Here is a 16,006-nt window from a genome sequence, read left to right on the forward strand (position 1 = left end):
TGTTTACTAAAAAACTCTTTTAGTGCATACTTTAGTTGTGAAAGAAAATTTCAATCCGCAGGTTGGTGATATATACAACCTGATGAAAGAAAAACCAAAAGGAGAAGAAAAAACCTTGATCAAAAAGGCTTTTGATTTCGCCGAAAGTGCTCACGAGGGACAGTTCAGGTCTTCTGGTGATCCTTATTTTGTACACGTTTTTGAAACTGCAAAAAACCTCGCACGATATGAAATGGACGCTACAACAATAGCAGCAGGACTACTCCACGACGTCATGGAAGATACAGAAATATCGGCAAAAGAAATAGAAAAAGAGTTTGGAAAAGAAATTCTAGGACTACTAGAAGGCGTAACAAAACTTGGAAAAATAAAATACCGCGGAGAAGAAAGACACGTAGAGAGTTTAAGAAAGTTTTTCGTAGCTGTCGCCAAGGACTTCCGAGTTCTGGTTATAAAACTTGCAGACAGACTACACAATCTAAAAACACTAGAATATGTAAAACCAGAAAAACAACAACGCATAGCCCTAGAGTCACTGGAAGTCTATGCCCCGCTTGCCAACCGCTTTGGTATCGGAAAACTAAAAGGAGAGATAGAGGACGCAGCATTTCCTTTTGCATATCCAGAAGAATACAAAAAAACAGTAAAAATATTTGAAGAAAAATCTGCAACAAGCGAAAAGAGACTCAAAAAAATAGACCGTGATATCAAAAAGCTTCTTTCCGAAAACGATATCAAGTACCTCAAAATAGATTACAGAGTAAAACACAAATATTCTCTTTGGAAGAAAATAAAAAGATACAAGGGTGATGTAGAAAGAATTTACGACATCATGGCGCTCAGAGTCATTGTAGACAGCATAGAAGACTGTTATAGAGTCTTGGGCCTAGTTCATAGCAAGTGGACACCACTACCTGGAAGAATCAAGGATTATATTGCTCTCCCTAAACCAAACGGTTACCAGTCGCTACACACAACTATTTTTACAGGAGATGGAGAAATAGCCGAAATACAAATACGAACTCTAGAAATGCACGGTAGAGCAGAATACGGTATCGCATCACACTTCGCATACAAAGAAAGACAAAATCTAAAAAAGAAGAGTCGGGAAAACAAATTCAATTGGGTCAAAGAAGTTGCAGAAAAAGACGAAGAAACAAAAAGTCACAAAGACTTCCTTTCTACAATCAAGATGGATGCTTTCAATGATAGAATATTCGTCTTTACTCCAAAAGGCTCTGTCATAGATCTGCCAGAAGGATCTTGTTCTATAGACTTTGCGTACGCTGTGCACTCAGACATAGGAGACAAAACTTCTAGCGCAAAAGTAAACGGAAAAATGATTTCTATATACGAACCTCTAAAATCTGGAGACATAGTAGAAATAATCACAAACAAAAAATCTCACCCTACAAGTAAGTGGCTAGATCATGCAAAAACAACAATGGCAAAAAAGCACATAAACGCCTACCTCAAAGACAACTCTTTGCTACAAAAATTCCTAAGTTTTGGGAGAAAATAAACTAAAGTGAAAAATTAGAAAGATCATAAAGATCTTGATCGTCTTCTTTTTTCTTTTCTTCTTCGGATCGATCATCCATTTGCTCTATAGTTTCATCTTGTGTATTTTCGGAAACTTCTTCTTTTGGCTCATCTGTAACTTCCATCTTTTCTTCAAACTTTTTGAGCATTTCATAAGGATCTTTTTTGTCTTTGGTCGAAAGCATTTCTAGAATCATAGACAAGTCTTCGTTGGTGAAGAAATCTATTTCTATCTTGCCACCATTGGCTCTTTTTTCTATATGAACTCTTGTGCCTAGAGCGTCTTGGAACTTTTGTTCCATTTCACCTATCTCCGGATCGATTATGTATTCTTTCTTTCTAACCTTGTCGTTGGCAACGCTTCTGGCAATTTTTTCAGCTTCTCTAACAGTTATCTTTTTGTAAATTATTTCTTTGAACAAAACAGTTTGCTCCTCTGGTCTATCAGAAAGCATAAGAAGGGGTCTTGTGTGACCTTCGGAGATCTTACCCTCAGAAAGCGCATCCAAGATTTCTTGTGGCATAGATAGAAGTCTGAGTGTATTGGAAACATAAACTCTACTTTTTCCAACCTTCTTCCCTATCTCTGCGTGAGTAAACTTGAACTCGTCTTGTAGTCGCAAAAACGCTCTCGCTCTATCTACTGGATTTAGATCTTCTCTTTGTAAGTTCTCGATTATAGCCAGTTCGAGCTTCATCATACTGTCGTCTCCAACTCTTATGATTACTGGAACTTCTTGTAGTCCTGCTTTTTTAGAAGCTCTCAGTCTTCTTTCACCAGCAATTAGTTCATACTCTGTAACTAGTCCACCTTCTATCGTTTCCTTTTCTATTCTAGAAACAACAAGTGGCTGAAGCACACCGTATTGTCTTATAGAGTCTGCCAAATCTTCCAGAGCTTTTTCATCAAATTCTCTTCTTGGCTGATAAGGGTTAGGATAGATTTTGTTTACATCTATAAAAAATATTGAGTTCTCGTATTTTCCTTGCATAATTTTTTCTTGATAATACTGATTGTAGCAGAAAATGGCTCTCAAAAAAACTTTAATTATTAACTAAATTGTGATATAAAAGTCATACCAAACGCCCGGGTGGCGGAACTTGCCCCGCCTGAAATAGGCGGGGTTAAGTAGACCGAAGAGACTCCCGCCCACCTTGACTTTGTTGGTTATAAATATCAAATACATACAAGAAGTATTAAAATTAATTTGTGTTTGCCGCGGTGGCGGAATTGGTAGACGCGCACGACTCAAAATCGTGTGAGGCAACTCATGAGGGTTCGATTCCCTCCCGCGGCACAAATATAAAACAGTCAAGACAAAGTCGGGCAGGCAAAATCGTGTGAGGCAACTCATGAGGGTTCGATTCCCTCCCCGGGCACAAAAAAACAGCGCTTTTTAAGCGCTGCTGTCATTTCCTTGTTTTTCACGATAACCATTCATCTCTTGTTCAAAGATGAGATCTATATCGGCCATACCAGAAACATTTGTCGCGAGTCTTTTCGCTAAACGAAAAGCAAGTTCTATTGCTTCAATTTCTTTTTCTCTGCCGGGTATCTGCGGAACACTGGCGACTCTGTGCTCTTTTATGGGATCAAGAAACGTATCAACTCGGAACTTATTGCCCTGATCAACCATGTTTTTCGTTTTTTACGATACTACCTCAAAAATAGAATTTTAGCAAAACATAGAAAAAGATTTCTAGATATGCTTTACTACCCATATGAAAAAACCATTTGTTATATCAATAGTTGGACCAACTTCTTCTGGAAAGACTGGTTTTTCTATAGAACTAGCAAAAAAACTAAAAAAGATAGGCATAAACTCCGAGATAGTTTCTGCTGACTCAAGACAAGTATACAAGGGTCTTGATTTACTTTCTGGTAAAGTCACAAAGAAAGAAATGTCTGGGGTCCCTCATCACATGCTAGATGTAGCAAATCCAAAAAAAACTTATTCTGTTTCGCTTTACAAAAAAGATGCTGAAAGAAAAATAAACGAAATTCTTTCAAGAGGAAACTTACCTATAATAGTAGGAGGAACAGGATTTTATATAGACGCAATAACAAAAGGCGTGGTGCTACCTCAAGTAGCGCCAGACAAAAACTTGCGAGATAAGCTTTCTAATAAAACTGAAAAAGAGCTATTCTCTATGCTCAAAAAATTGGACAAAAACAGGGCAGAGACAATCGATTTCAAAAACAAAGTTAGACTAATAAGAGCCATAGAAATAGCAAACTCTATAGGCAAAGTTCCCAAGACAAAATCTAATCCGAGATACGAAGTAGAAACTATATATTTAGATTTAGAAGATGGTGTTTTGAAAGAAAAAATAAAACAAAGGATTATTTCTAGAATAAAATCAGGAATGATAAAAGAAGCAGAAAACTTACACAAAAAAGGCCTTTCTTGGAAAAGGATGGAAGGGCTTGGTCTTGAGTGTAGGTTTGTTTCTCAATATCTACAAGGAAAAATATCAAAACAAGAAATGATAGAGTCCCTAGAAAAAGCTACTTGGCAATACGTCAAACGTCAAAGAACTTGGTTTAAGAGATAAAATTATTTTGTGCAAAAATAAGATCCATATTCATGTATACACTCTTTAAATTTTTTCAAAGTGGAGTCTATTTCCTCCTTAGAATAATATGTATTTGAAACTTCATTAACTTTATCAATATATCTTTTATAACCATCACCTCTATTATAAGCATAATCAACGACTATAAAAACTGCAATCGCAGTAAGTGCTATAGCAATACCGGTCGTTAAATTAAGCATCTTATTACTATAGCCGTCCATTCTATTTTCAAAATTATTGTATCGCCTTTCAAGGTTATTATATTCATATTCTAAGTTACTAAATTTTTCATTTAGTTCTTTGTTTGTATAATTAGCTTTCTTTATAACTACTTTATTAGACGATTGATTACTTAAATCATTTTTTATTTCTATTGTCATTTTATGATTTTTCAACTAAAGTAAGGTAGTTTTCTTCTTCCATTTGATAACCTCCAACTTTTATATTAATTTTATATTTTGTAAAATCTTCAAACTTAATATTATCAAAATAAGTTATTAGAATATTTCCGTCATCATTTTCAATAGAAATTTCAGATTTTGCTGTTCCAATAACTCTATTGTTTTTTGTGTTTTGTATCTCTATTTCTTCTATAAACTTTCCTTCTTTACTTGAGGTAATATGCGTTACAACAAAAAATGGTTTGTAGTTGATAGGAACTTCACTACTTGTTATTGTAGTAAAAATATTTATAAGACTATATTTTCCAGAATTGTCATGTATAAAGTTTTCACATACTTGTAAAGATTTTAATTTAAACATAAAAGTAATATTATAAATTTTAATAAAGAAATAATTTATATTTCGGCGGGCGATGAAGGAATCGAACCCTCGCCAGCGGTTTTGGAGACCGCTGTTCTGCCACTAAACTAATCGCCCTAAAACATTTTGTCTTACAAAATGTTCGGGCGACCTTTATTTATAAAGGTTTAGCCCGAACAATAAAGATACTATAGCAAAATAGCCCCGATTGGGCTACTTTTACTTTTATTTCTTTTGCTCTTTGTGAAGAGTGTTCTTATTACACCATTTACAGTACTTTTTCAGTTCAAGCTTATTTTGAAGTATTTTCTTGTTTTTGCTTGACCAGTAGTTTATTCTTTTGCAATCTCCGCAAGCAAGCTTAAATAATCTATCTTGTGACATATAGGGGCTATAATACCAGAATCTCGACCGATTGCAAGGGCTAATCCTTCCACTTTATATTCTTCTCTTCCCTAGCCTGGCAAACATTGTTCACAAACAAAACCCTTCCGGAACCCTCTTTGTATAAGCCATATCTTACTGGATTTTTATCAGCATAGTTCTGGTGATAGTCTTCTGCTACATAAAAATATGCTTTTTTTAGTACCTCTGTTGCTATAGGCTTGTCGAAAAGTCTGCTTTCTTCTAACTCTTTTATAAGAGATTCTGCTATAAACTTTTCTTCGTCTCCATCATAGTATATAGCTGTTTTGTATGAGTCACCTCTATCAAAAAACTGTCCACCAGCATCTGTTGGGTCTATATGGTCTAGAAAAAACTGACATATTTTCTTGTAGGTCACTTTTTCTTCATCATATTCTACTCTTACAGCTTCTCTATACCCGTTGTGATTTTCATAAGTAGGTGAACCTTCTTTTTCTCCCGCATAACCAGGCATCACATCTATAACACCTTCTATTTTCCTGAGATCTGCCTCTGTACACCAAAAACATCCTCCTCCCAAAATTACTTCTTTCTTCATATAAAGAGATTATATCAAGTATTTGATTTTTGGTGTAAAGTTGTTATACTGTCCCTACAAAATATGCGTCCCGCACCATAGGCGGGTAAAGGTGGCAGTCTGTCCTAGACAGATAAAAAGTATAAAAATACTAAAACACTTGCATAAATATGCGTCGGTGGCAGAGTGGTCAATTGCACTTGACTGTAAATCAAGCGCCCTTAGGGCTACGTAGGTTCAAATCCTACCCGGCGCACATTAAAAAAATTCCAAATTCTTTTGGGATTTTTTTAATGCACACCATAAAAGGAATATCCTACTGTGTCCGTCCGTAGTCTTCTACGGAGGAGGACCCGGCGCACAAAAACAAAAAATCCCCATGAGGGGATTTTTTGTTTATACTAGAACATCATCTTTTATTTTTTTCTTTGTTCTTTTTCCTCCAGTTTTTTTGTTTTCGATTATTAGGTTTTCAGCCTTCTCATCTATCACAACTGTGTCGTTCTTTAGAAGTTCTCCTTTTATAATCATAGAAGCAACTGGTGAAAGAATTTTGTTTTGGATTATTCTATTTAGTGGTCTTGCACCATAGTGCGGGTCATAACCCTCTTTTGCTAGATACTCTAGAGCACTGTTTGAGATCTCTACTTCTATACCTTTGTCTTTTAGTCTTTGGGTCATCTTCTCTAGTCTTATCTCTACGATTTCTCTTATCACTTCTTTTGACAAGATATCAAACACTATTGTTTCATCTACACGGTTTAGGAATTCTGGTCTAAAGAAGTCTTTTAGCGCACCATCTACTTTGTCTTTCATGTTTTTGTAATCCTGCTTTTCGGAATTGTTTGAGAATCCCATAGACTCCATCTTGTCGATAAATTGTGATCCCAAGTTACTTGTCATGATTATGATTGTATTCTTGAAGTTTACAACTCTACCTTTTCCATCTGTTAGCCTTCCTTCATCTAGTACCTGAAGAAGTATATTGAACACCTCTGGGTGCGCCTTCTCGATCTCATCAAACAAAACTACAGAGTATGGTCTATGTCTTACAGCTTCAGTAAACTGTCCACTTTCATCATAACCAACATATCCAGGAGGCGAACCTACTAGTTTTGAAACACTGTGTCTTTCCATGTACTCTGACATATCTACTCTTATCAGTGCTTTTTCATCATTGAACATAAACTCTGCTAGAGTTTTAGTAAGCTCTGTTTTACCAACACCTGTTGGACCTAGGAAAATAAATGATCCTATTGGTTTGTTCGGGTCACTTATACCAGCACGAGAGCGTCTCACTACGTCTGCGATTTTCTCGATTGCCTCGTCTTGTCCAACAACACGTTTCTTCAGCTCGTCTTCCATGCGAGAAAGCTTCTCTCTTTCTTCTTCTAGCATCTTCGACAGTGGTATCCCTGTCCAACGAGAAACAACTTCAGCTATATCTTCTTCGTTGATTTCTTCTTTCAAGATTCTTCTAGATTTCTGAAGTTTTTTTAGTCTGGTCATTTTCTGATCAAGTTCTTTTTCTAGAACTGGAATTTTTCCATATCTTATTTCTGCAGCTTTACCGAGATCGCTTCTAGCTTCAGCACTTTCTGCTTCTAGTCTTATAGACTCTAGTTCCTTCTTGATCTTTGATATAGCAGTAAGAAGTTCTTTTTCGTTCTTCCATCTGATCTCTATATCAGAAGTCTTTTCTTTCAGGTTTGCGATTTCTTTGTTGATTTCATCAATCCTTTCTTTTGTTTTTTTATTTGTTTCTCCACCAGATTTTTTCTTTGAATCTATTTCTTTCTTGAGGGCTTCTTTTTCTATCTCATATCTCATGATTTTTCTATGGGCGTCTTCTAGAACTTGGGGTTTATTCTCAAGAGCAATACGAAGTGACGAAGAAGCTTCGTCGATTAGATCGACTGCTTTGTCTGGTAGAAATCTGTTTGTTATATATCTTGTCGAAAAACTAACAGCCGCAACTATAGCGTCATCAGTTATACGAACTCCATGATAAAGCTCATACTTTTCTTTCAAACCTCTCAAGATTGCTACAGTGTCTTCTACACTTGGTTCATCTACAAACACAGGTTGAAAACGTCTAGCAAATGCTGGGTCTTTTTCTATGTGTTTTTGGTATTCTTTTAGAGTTGTTGCACCTATAGCTCTTAGTTCACCTCTAGCAAGAGCAGGTTTTAGCATGTTTGAAGCATCCATAGCTCCTTCTGCTGCACCAGCACCAACTATTGTGTGTATCTCGTCGATAAATAGGATTATAGTTCCATCTGCCTTTTCCATTTCTTTCATTACACCCTTTAGTCTTTCTTCGAACTCGCCCCTGTATTTTGTTCCAGCAAGAAGGGAACCGATGTCTAGAGAAACTATCTCTTTGTTTTTTAGAGATTCAGATACATCCCCTTTTGCTATCCTCTGGGCAAGACCTTCTACAGCAGCAGTTTTTCCTGTACCAGCTTCTCCGATAAGTATAGGATTGTTTTTTGTTCTACGAGAAAGAATCTGCATGATACGCATTATTTCTGTATCTCTTCCTATAACAGGATCTAGCTTGTCTTCACGAGCCATGTCTGTCAGGTTTCTTGTGTACTTTGAAAGAAGTCTAAATCTTTTTTCTTTTGGATTTGTATCTATCTTTCCGCTTCTTATATCTTCAAGTATTGTGAGAGCCTCGTCTTTTGATATTTTGAACTTCGCTAGAAAATCTCTTACATCATCTGAAGAATCTAGTATCGCGATAAAAAGGTGTTCTGTCGATATAAACTCATCTTTCAAAAATCTTGCGACTTTTCCAGATTGATCGAGAACTTGTGCCAAGTCTGGTGTAACGTATATCTGAAAAGATGGAGAAAGAGTTTGTGATCTTTCTGGATCTTCTATTATGTCGATTACAGTTTCAGAAAGAAGTTCAACATCTACATTCATTTTTTCTAGTATAGAAATAACGATACTTTCTTCTTGCATCAAAAGAGCCGCCAACATGTGATATGTGTTTACATGGTTTTGACCACGCTCGACAGCTAGTTCATGAGAGCGCTTGATTGCTTCTTTTGCTTTTGTTGTGAAATTGTTGAATGGTTGCATAATTCTTTTGTAACTACAACTATACCACTAATAAAGTGATTTGTCTATAGAGAGCTAGATCCGATGATTTTTAGAGATCCAGCGTCATCTCCTATAAATCCTACGATATTTGCCTCTAGATCGACAGCGATCGATCCTAGCCCAGAAACACTAGGTTTGCTAGACATTATGATTTCTCTGGTGCCAGAATCTATTGTTTCTATACCAGAAACGTGTGTGCTTTCTAGAAGTAGATTTTCTGGGTTTATAAGCACGATTGTCTCCCCCGTTCTAGCATTGTCGTCTTTGGGTCCGACGTATTTGAAAGTATTGCCATCTTTTATCGAAGCGATTACTAGTCCGAAAACTTCACTTGTTTTCTCTAGTGGAGAAAAAGCATCTCCAAAGAAAACTCCGATTGCATCTCTGTCTAAACTATTTTTATAAACAAGATGTGTTTCGTCTATAGCAAAAGCATATCCAACTAGGGTTCCGTCTTTTGTTGAGATTGCGATTCTCTTATCTTTTGTTTCTTCGAAAACAGAAACCATCAGTTCACCTTCTCCGGGCTGAACAATAACTTGAGTTTTTGGTTTTGATTCTATATCTTCAGGAACCACTCTTTCTACTGTGTTTTGAACTATTTTATTTATTGTTTGCGTTGTCTGAAGTGGAGCTTCAGCCAAAAGAGAAGTTGTGATTATAGAAGTTGCGATAGCAGAAACAAAGCTGATCAAAATACAGAGAAGTATCAATTGTGTTTTTGTAAGATCCTCCATTGACATAACAATATTATATCAAAAAAATAAAAGTAAAAAAGGTTTTACGATATTTCGTACTTGTCCAAAATATCTAGAAAGTTTTCTACCAACACATCCACGTCTTTGTCAGTATTTTCTCTTCCAAAAGATATGCGCACGAATCCGTCATCATGCTTTGGGTCTTTGCCTATAGCAGGAACTATTCTTGCAATCTCTTCTTCAGAAGATCTACACGCACTACCAGACGAAATACTTATTCCCCTCTCATCCATTTCTATAACCATAAGTTCGCTTTGTATCCCCTTTATAAAAATTCCAGAAATAGATGGCGACCTAGAAAAGCCATCTTTTTTGCCTAGTATTTCTATTCTGTCAGAAGATTTTGTTTGTATTTCTTTCTCGAACCTGTCTCTTAGTTTAGAAATTTTTTCTATATCACGAGTCATGTTTTTTCTTGTCTCATCTATTGCTACGGCAAAAGCGTGAACCAAGGATGGCGAAATAGTTCCAGGATACAAATCTTCTTCATCTTTGCCTCCCCAAACTATCGGGGTTATAGGTGTAGAATTTTTCACAAAAAGCATAGACGCGCCTGTTGGACCATAACACTTGGAGCTGTTTAGGATCATTCCATCTACTCCCAAAGTTTTTGTATCCAGATCCATATAACAAGAAGCTTGGCACGCATCTACAAAAAACGCTGGGTAGTGAAAGTTTCTATCAAGTGTTTCAGAAAGTTTGCCACCTTCTTTTCTTTTCAAAGTTTCTTTTTTGAAGTTCCTGATTATTTTTGAAATTTCTTTTATATTCTGAACTGTTCCAATCTCGTTGCTTACATATGTAAAAGAAACCAATACAGTATTTTCTTTGAGAGTGTTTTTAAACTCTTCTTCGTTTATATAACCATACTCGTCACAAGACACTCTGGAAACCTCTACTCCTTCTTTTTCAAAGGAATCGAAAATCCCACGAACAGAATCGTGTTCTATCATACTTACGATAACGTGTGGGTTTTGTATCCCACCCTTTTTTGCAGCAAGCACAACACCTCTTAGAAAAATATTTGATCCGAGTGTAGCAGAAGAAACAAAAAGTATTTCGTCAGAGTTTCCGCCTATGTTTTTGGCCATTATGTCTTTGGCTTCTTTTATTATGTTTCTAGCCTCTATTCCGTTTTGATGAATAGAAGAAGAATTACCAAAATACCTTTCTTTCTGGACAAAGTCCTTCAAAGCCTCTTTTCTAATAGGTGTTCTAGAGGAATAGTCGAAATAAAGCCTGTTTTTTCTACTTTTGAACATACTCCGATTATATACCTTTTTTGCCTCAAAAGCATTTGGTATAATTTGGCTTATCATGATGAACATAGAACTTTTTCTAGCGACACTTGGAACTCTGTTTGGGGCTTTTTCTATTTTTCTTATACTCAAACAAAACAGAAAACTAAAGAAGTTTTTTGCTGGGAAAAATGCAGGTGATCTAGAATATGTTCTAGAAGATATAATCAAAGCACTAAAAACAGAAATACAAAAACGAGAACACTCTGACACAAGGATAAAAGAACTCGAAGAAGAATCAGAAAAATCTTTGCGTGGACTTGGTATTGTTAGATACAACCCGTTTCCAGATGTTGGTGGCATGCAAAGCTTCTGCGTAGCTCTTCTAAACGAAAAAAGAGACGGTTTTGTCATCTCTTCTTTGTATGCAAGAGACAGAATGAGTCTTTTCTGTAAACCTATAAACAACCTATCTTCAGAGTTCGAACTTTCTACCGAAGAAAAGCAAGCCCTCGACAAAGCACTAAAAAACATATAATATCTCTAAGTACAAGAAAACCAATGCGCCAAAAGCGTTTTTTGTCTTTTCTAACCCTAAATCCTTATTTTTACTATGAAAAAAGCTGAAGAAAAAATAATAAAGAGGCCTCCGGTTGTGGTAGTTATGGGACACGTTGATCATGGAAAATCAACGCTTTTGGACTATATCAGAAGCTCAAACATAGTAGCGGGAGAAGCTGGTGGTATAACCCAGCATCTTGGTGCATATGAAATAACTCACAAAACCTCTGAAGGAGATGAAAGAAAGATTACTTTTATCGACACACCAGGACACGAAGCTTTTTCTTCTATGAGGAGCAGAGGTGCAAATGTAGCCGATATAGGGATACTAATCATCGCAGCAGATGACGGTATAAAAAAACAAACTAAAGAAGCTTACGAGACTATCAAGACTGCTAACCTTCCATTTGTTGTAGCGATAAATAAAATAGACAAGCCAGATGCAAACGTAGACAGAATAAAAACAGAACTTATGGAAATGGGTGTTTTTCTAGAAGGATTTGGTGGAACAACACCATATGCAGAAATATCTGCAAAAACAGGTTCTGGAATAGACTCTCTCATGGATATGATAATCCTTACAGCAGATCTAGAAGACTGGAAGGGAGATCTCGGTAAAAAGGGCGAAGGAGTCGTCATAGAAACAAACCTAGATACCAAGAGGGGTATAACTGCTGTATTGGTTGTAAAAGATGGAAAGATAGAAAAAGGTGACTATATAGTTGTAGGAGATGCTATAGCTCCTACAAGAATTTTTGAAGACACTAGCGGAAAGCAAATCAAAGAAGCTCGCTTCTCTACTCCAATAAAAATAACTGGTTTCGATAAAGAACCAGAAGCTGGAGAAATATTTGAAACATACGAAAACAAAAAAGACGCAGAAAAAGCCGCAAAAGAAAATGCAGAAAACCAAACCAAATCTGAAGGCTTTGAAGAAAAAGAAGGGCAATACGCTATCCCTATAGTTATAAAAACAGATGTTCGCGGAACATGCGAAGCTATAGAGAAAAAAATCAAAGAACTAGAGCAAGATACCGTTACTTATAAAATCGTTCATAGCGGAACAGGTTCTATAAACGAATCAGATATAAAAAGATTCCCTGCTGGAGAAGATGGCATAATCGTTGGCTTCAACTCAAAACTAGACAATGCTGCAAAAGAAGCACTCGAAGGAACAAAGATAGACGTTCAACTTTTCGATATAATCTACAAACTAACTGAATGGTTAGAGGAAGAAATGGAAAAAAGAAGACCAAGACAAGAAGTAGAGGAAATTGTCGGAAAAGTAAAAATCATAAAAGTATTCAATCAGTCCAAAAACAAGCAAGTTGTTGGAGGAAAAGTCATAGAGGGCTATATAAAATCTAACTCAAAAATCAAAATAGATAGGAGAGAAAATATCTTGGGAATAGGAGAAATAGACAAACTAGAAGCGGCCAGAGCAAAAGTAGGCGAAGTCAAAGAAGGTACAGAGTGCGGTATGATGATCGACTCAAGAGTCGAGATTGCACCAGGAGACGTACTTGTAGTTACAGAAAGAAAAACTATATAAAACTATGCAAGACAAAAAAGGCTACGAAGAAATAATAAGAGAGGTTGTTGCAAAATGGATCTCAAAAGAAGCGAGCAGTGCTTCGCTTATTACTGTGACTGGAGTATCTTATGAGAAAAAAGGAAACAAATGTTTCGTCCATATAACAGTAATGCCAGAAGAAAAAGAAAAAGCTGTTCTAGATTTTCTAAAAAGAAACGTTGTTGAACTCAGAAAGCATGTTGGTAGTGTTGTAAAAAATCACAAAGTTCCTTTTATAGAAGTGCACTTAGACGCGGGTGAGAAAAATCGTTATCGAATAATAGAACTTCTAGAGCAAGACAAAGATTGAGAATAAGGGTTTTATTTGCTATATTTTCTTTATTCTTCTTGTAAGATTTGGATAGAGTGGTGAAGATAAAAAAAGGATCTGCAACCCCACACAAACAAAGGAGGTGCAGGCCGGATTCGAACCGGCGCATAGCGGTTTTGCAGACCGCCGCGTTGACCATCTTCGCCACTGCACCATAAAAACAATTAGGAGTTCACTATACCAAAATTGAAGTGATACTTCAAACCGTTTGTGAAGGGGCGAATCCAAGGACTCGCACCTCCCCACCTGCCCGAATAGACGACCTAGTTTAGGCGGGACTGCCCGGGTGATGGAGTAGGTAGACATAGGGGACTTAAAATCCATGCTGGGATGATGGAATAGGTAGACATAGGGGACTTAAAATCCCCAGGCAATTAAATGCCGTGCGGGTTCGATTCCCGCTCCCAGCACAAGATTTTTAGATTTGCGAGTTCCCTGTGTGCCGACATAAAACGCGTGCTTTTAAATTCTAACCTAATGAAAATAATTAAAAACAAAAAGTGTTTGATATCAATAATAACCTTATTTATATTGGGGTCTATATTTTTTGCTATTGATCAATATAAGTCATACAAAAACACAAAAAGAAACGTTGAGAAATCAGAAAGAGAATTTAATATAGAAAACAACAAGATAAATAATACTGACCCGGATGAGTCAAGTAACTCTATTGATACCAAAGAAAGTTCTGAACCCAAAAAATCAGTAGAAGACTTTGTGTTTGATACCAATTTTTTAGATGGAGACTGGAATATACAAGAAAATGATGGATCTCAGGAATACAAAGAAATGACAAAAGTATATGAATCAAACTCTCATAATTACATAAACGACATAAAAGGAACTCTTTGGTTTACCCAAAAAGAAAACCTTGATTATCAAAAATCTATTTCATATGAAAAAGAACTTTCCGAATATTATGATTTGTATTTAAAAGAATACGGCTGGGAAAAATACATATCAATCCCAGAGCAAAACTTGGAACTAGTGCCGTATTTATACGATTCGATAAATGTAACAGGTTATGGATATTTATCGATTGATAAAAATAACAATATAAGGATTTTGAATATTTCTATAGAGTCTTCTGGGATTATATCTCCTCAAGATAATTTCCCCCCAGAAATACTTCCCCCTTTCTACTTAGTAGTCAAAATCTTTATAAGCAACCCCTTGTCTATAAATGAAATAATAAATGAAATCTAGATTGGGATAAAGAAACTTTATTTTATTAATTTGACACCAAAAGTCTTTTTGCTATAATTAAAGTACACAGTGGCTTAGGCCTCCGAGAAAGCCCCGCATTAGCGGGGCTTTCGATTTTCATAAAATTTCCTTAAATTTTAATCTCATTGGTTCAAATTCATCATTTGAGACCGTGCCTATTTTACGAAGTAACCTCTTTGAGTCCAAAACTCTAGTTTGATCCAAAAGAGCAAAACCCTGAATATTATTATGGGTTATTTTAGATTGAAATTTTTCTAACTTTTTTTTTGGTAGATAAAGGTAGACAAATAAACGTATCTTGACTTAACTTTTTAAGAATTATTATTGGTCTTTCAAAATTATCACCTCTTCCGTCCTGTTCTCTTCCTATGTTTATACCAAAACACGCCCACCAAATTTCACGACGATGAAAAAGTTTTTTAGTGCCATTATTATTTATATTCTTTTTTTCCTTGATCCAAGAATCAAAATTTTTCATTATTACTTATAATACCACTTTTATTTTATTTAGATATAAATTTAATATGATTTCGTAAATACATTTACATAACAAGTTGCTTGCAGTAATTCCCGCCCTGGGCACACAATAGATAACAAAAAGACCCATACGGGTCTTTTTGTTATGTGCTCGTACTGAGCTTATCGAAGTGCGCGGGAGAGGACTTGGTCAGGAGTTCCTTCGAAAAATCTCAGGACTCACGACCCTGGCTCGGTCACATCACTCACTTTGTTCGTGATGGCTTCGCAACCTCCGCCTTTCAAGTCCCCTCTCGTGGTAAAAAATAAATCACCCAATGCTTTCGCATTGGGTTCATTATTATTTTGTGCGCGGGAGAGGACTTGAACCTCCACGGATTGCTCCACTAGTTCCTAAGACTAGCGCGTCTACCAATTTCGCCACCCGCGCATGTTTATTAAAAAATTTTAATTATTTTTGCATTTAATTTATACCACAAAACAAATATATTTGTGCGCCCATTCGTAGCTTTACCTTGTTCTTCGTAGCCTTGGCAAAGAAGAAGCGAAGGAGGGCCACCCGCGCATATAAAGTTTTCAAAACTTTATTGGATTATACAAATCCAATGTCCGCCCACTTGGACTCGAACCAAGGACCAATCGCTTAAGAGGCGAGTGCTCTACCAGCTGAGCTATGGGCGGTAATTTCAAAACCCATAGCGAAGCCAAAAGCTGCCTGTCCACCGTAGCCCGTCAGGGCGAAGGTGGAAGCTATGGGCGGATTTGTATCGTTCCATAGCGAAGCCAAAAGCTGCCTGTCCACCGTAGCCCGTCAGGGCGAAGGTGGAAGCTATGGGCGGATAGGTCCATATACTCGAAAAGTATCTGACGATAATAACCTTTTTTATAAAAAAATTCAAGAGT

The 16,006-nt window shown here is 36.4% G+C and carries 16 protein-coding genes and 7 tRNA genes; 9 read left to right on the forward strand and 14 right to left on the reverse strand.

Annotated features, from left to right (window positions below):
• Window positions 1–37: 37 nt before the first annotated feature.
• Window positions 38–1,522 (forward strand): bifunctional (p)ppGpp synthetase/guanosine-3',5'-bis(diphosphate) 3'-pyrophosphohydrolase, encoded by a 1,485-nt coding sequence (locus H6791_01320; GenBank protein ID USN95053.1) that lies wholly within the window; start codon window positions 38–40, stop codon window positions 1,520–1,522.
• 1 nt (window position 1,523) lies between these two features.
• Here H6791_01320 and H6791_01325 read toward each other — a convergent pair whose 3' ends face one another.
• Window positions 1,524–2,534 (reverse strand): ParB/RepB/Spo0J family partition protein, encoded by a 1,011-nt coding sequence (locus H6791_01325; protein USN95054.1) that lies wholly within the window; start codon window positions 2,532–2,534, stop codon window positions 1,524–1,526.
• A gap of 224 nt (window positions 2,535–2,758) precedes the next feature.
• Between H6791_01325 and H6791_01330 the strand changes: the two genes are divergently transcribed.
• Window positions 2,759–2,840 (forward strand) — tRNA-Leu (locus H6791_01330).
• 99 nt (window positions 2,841–2,939) lie between these two features.
• Here the strand turns inward: H6791_01330 and H6791_01335 are convergent.
• Window positions 2,940–3,179, reverse strand: coding sequence for a hypothetical protein (locus H6791_01335; protein ID USN95055.1), 240 nt, complete (start codon window positions 3,177–3,179; stop codon window positions 2,940–2,942).
• An 85-nt stretch (window positions 3,180–3,264) separates the two neighbouring features.
• Here H6791_01335 and miaA point away from each other — a divergent pair, with 85 nt between their 5' ends.
• A complete protein-coding gene (gene miaA / locus H6791_01340; protein ID USN95056.1) occupies window positions 3,265–4,098 on the forward strand; it encodes a tRNA (adenosine(37)-N6)-dimethylallyltransferase MiaA in 834 nt (277 codons plus the stop codon).
• Window positions 4,099–4,100: 2 nt separating this feature from the next.
• Here the strand turns inward: miaA and H6791_01345 are convergent, their stop codons facing one another.
• The 5 genes from H6791_01345 to msrA form a co-directional block, all read right to left on the reverse strand.
• Window positions 4,101–4,499: a hypothetical protein gene (locus H6791_01345; protein ID USN95057.1), complete on the reverse strand. Its 399-nt coding sequence runs from the start codon at window positions 4,497–4,499 to the stop codon at window positions 4,101–4,103.
• Window position 4,500: 1 nt separating this feature from the next.
• Complete coding sequence (locus H6791_01350; protein ID USN95058.1) at window positions 4,501–4,881, reverse strand: hypothetical protein; 381 nt, start codon at window positions 4,879–4,881, stop codon at window positions 4,501–4,503.
• Between the two features lie 46 nt (window positions 4,882–4,927).
• Window positions 4,928–4,998: transfer RNA gene (locus H6791_01355), tRNA-Trp, on the reverse strand.
• A gap of 108 nt (window positions 4,999–5,106) precedes the next feature.
• Window positions 5,107–5,265, reverse strand: coding sequence for a 50S ribosomal protein L33 (gene rpmG, locus H6791_01360; GenBank protein ID USN95059.1), 159 nt, complete (start codon window positions 5,263–5,265; stop codon window positions 5,107–5,109).
• A gap of 40 nt (window positions 5,266–5,305) precedes the next feature.
• A complete protein-coding gene (gene msrA, locus H6791_01365; GenBank protein USN95060.1) occupies window positions 5,306–5,845 on the reverse strand; it encodes a peptide-methionine (S)-S-oxide reductase MsrA in 540 nt (179 codons plus the stop codon).
• Window positions 5,846–5,996: 151 nt separating this feature from the next.
• Between msrA and H6791_01370 the strand changes: the two genes are divergently transcribed.
• Window positions 5,997–6,080 (forward strand) — tRNA-Tyr (locus H6791_01370).
• Between the two features lie 140 nt (window positions 6,081–6,220).
• Here H6791_01370 and H6791_01375 read toward each other — a convergent pair.
• Genes H6791_01375 through H6791_01385 form a run of 3 tightly spaced genes read right to left on the reverse strand, consistent with a single transcriptional unit; the run spans window position 6,221 to window position 10,958 of the window.
• The gene (locus H6791_01375) at window positions 6,221–8,917 is read right to left on the reverse strand and encodes an AAA family ATPase (GenBank protein ID USN95061.1); all 2,697 of its coding nucleotides are present in this window, start codon (window positions 8,915–8,917) and stop codon (window positions 6,221–6,223) included.
• A 44-nt stretch (window positions 8,918–8,961) separates the two neighbouring features.
• Entirely contained in the window at window positions 8,962–9,675 is a 714-nt protein-coding gene (locus H6791_01380) for a hypothetical protein (protein ID USN95062.1), read from the reverse strand.
• Window positions 9,676–9,719: 44 nt separating this feature from the next.
• A complete protein-coding gene (locus H6791_01385; GenBank protein ID USN95063.1) occupies window positions 9,720–10,958 on the reverse strand; it encodes an aminotransferase class V-fold PLP-dependent enzyme in 1,239 nt (412 codons plus the stop codon).
• A 55-nt stretch (window positions 10,959–11,013) separates the two neighbouring features.
• Between H6791_01385 and H6791_01390 the strand changes: the two genes are divergently transcribed.
• The 3 genes from H6791_01390 (at window position 11,014) to H6791_01400 (ending at window position 13,378) form a co-directional block, all read left to right on the forward strand.
• The gene (locus H6791_01390) at window positions 11,014–11,472 is read left to right on the forward strand and encodes a DUF4446 family protein (GenBank protein USN95064.1); all 459 of its coding nucleotides are present in this window, start codon (window positions 11,014–11,016) and stop codon (window positions 11,470–11,472) included.
• A 75-nt stretch (window positions 11,473–11,547) separates the two neighbouring features.
• Entirely contained in the window at window positions 11,548–13,047 is a 1,500-nt protein-coding gene (infB, locus tag H6791_01395) for a translation initiation factor IF-2 (GenBank protein USN95065.1), read from the forward strand.
• A gap of 4 nt (window positions 13,048–13,051) precedes the next feature.
• Window positions 13,052–13,378 carry a ribosome-binding factor A gene (locus H6791_01400; GenBank protein USN95066.1) on the forward strand — a complete coding sequence of 109 codons (327 nt, stop codon included), beginning with the start codon at window positions 13,052–13,054 and terminating at the stop codon, window positions 13,376–13,378.
• 101 nt (window positions 13,379–13,479) lie between these two features.
• On the opposite strand, the gene H6791_01405 is transcribed toward H6791_01400, so the two are convergent.
• A tRNA-Cys gene (locus H6791_01405) sits at window positions 13,480–13,553 on the reverse strand.
• Between the two features lie 170 nt (window positions 13,554–13,723).
• On the opposite strand from H6791_01405, the gene H6791_01410 reads away from it, so the two are divergent.
• Window positions 13,724–13,809: transfer RNA gene (locus tag H6791_01410), tRNA-Leu, on the forward strand.
• A gap of 67 nt (window positions 13,810–13,876) precedes the next feature.
• Window positions 13,877–14,605: a hypothetical protein gene (locus H6791_01415; GenBank protein USN95067.1), complete on the forward strand. Its 729-nt coding sequence runs from the start codon at window positions 13,877–13,879 to the stop codon at window positions 14,603–14,605.
• A 259-nt stretch (window positions 14,606–14,864) separates the two neighbouring features.
• Here the strand turns inward: H6791_01415 and H6791_01420 are convergent, their stop codons facing one another.
• The 3 genes from H6791_01420 to H6791_01430 form a co-directional block, all read right to left on the reverse strand.
• On the reverse strand, window positions 14,865–15,104 hold the full coding sequence (locus H6791_01420) for a hypothetical protein (protein ID USN95068.1): 240 nt from the start codon (window positions 15,102–15,104) through the stop codon (window positions 14,865–14,867).
• A 347-nt stretch (window positions 15,105–15,451) separates the two neighbouring features.
• Window positions 15,452–15,533 (reverse strand) — tRNA-Leu (locus tag H6791_01425).
• A 178-nt stretch (window positions 15,534–15,711) separates the two neighbouring features.
• Window positions 15,712–15,784, reverse strand: a tRNA-Lys gene (locus tag H6791_01430).
• Window positions 15,785–16,006 lie beyond the last annotated feature (222 nt).

Source organism: Candidatus Nomurabacteria bacterium, assembly GCA_023898605.1.
Taxonomy (GTDB): Bacteria; Patescibacteriota; Minisyncoccia; order Phycocordibacterales; family UBA9973; genus HK-STAS-PATE-34.

Coding starts and splice junctions, on each gene's coding strand:
- H6791_01325 (USN95054.1), bottom strand. CDS start 2,534: ATGCAAGGAAAATACGAGAACTCAATATTTTTTATAGATGTAAACAAA.
- H6791_01335 (USN95055.1), bottom strand. CDS start 3,179: ATGGTTGATCAGGGCAATAAGTTCCGAGTTGATACGTTTCTTGATCCC.
- miaA (USN95056.1), top strand. CDS start 3,265: ATGAAAAAACCATTTGTTATATCAATAGTTGGACCAACTTCTTCTGGA.
- H6791_01345 (USN95057.1), bottom strand. CDS start 4,499: ATGACAATAGAAATAAAAAATGATTTAAGTAATCAATCGTCTAATAAA.
- H6791_01350 (USN95058.1), bottom strand. CDS start 4,881: ATGTTTAAATTAAAATCTTTACAAGTATGTGAAAACTTTATACATGAC.
- rpmG (USN95059.1), bottom strand. CDS start 5,265: ATGTCACAAGATAGATTATTTAAGCTTGCTTGCGGAGATTGCAAAAGA.
- msrA (USN95060.1), bottom strand. CDS start 5,845: ATGAAGAAAGAAGTAATTTTGGGAGGAGGATGTTTTTGGTGTACAGAG.
- H6791_01375 (USN95061.1), bottom strand. CDS start 8,917: ATGCAACCATTCAACAATTTCACAACAAAAGCAAAAGAAGCAATCAAG.
- H6791_01380 (USN95062.1), bottom strand. CDS start 9,675: ATGGAGGATCTTACAAAAACACAATTGATACTTCTCTGTATTTTGATC.
- H6791_01385 (USN95063.1), bottom strand. CDS start 10,958: ATGTTCAAAAGTAGAAAAAACAGGCTTTATTTCGACTATTCCTCTAGA.
- H6791_01390 (USN95064.1), top strand. CDS start 11,014: ATGATGAACATAGAACTTTTTCTAGCGACACTTGGAACTCTGTTTGGG.
- infB (USN95065.1), top strand. CDS start 11,548: ATGAAAAAAGCTGAAGAAAAAATAATAAAGAGGCCTCCGGTTGTGGTA.
- H6791_01400 (USN95066.1), top strand. CDS start 13,052: ATGCAAGACAAAAAAGGCTACGAAGAAATAATAAGAGAGGTTGTTGCA.
- H6791_01415 (USN95067.1), top strand. CDS start 13,877: ATGAAAATAATTAAAAACAAAAAGTGTTTGATATCAATAATAACCTTA.
- H6791_01420 (USN95068.1), bottom strand. CDS start 15,104: ATGAAAAATTTTGATTCTTGGATCAAGGAAAAAAAGAATATAAATAAT.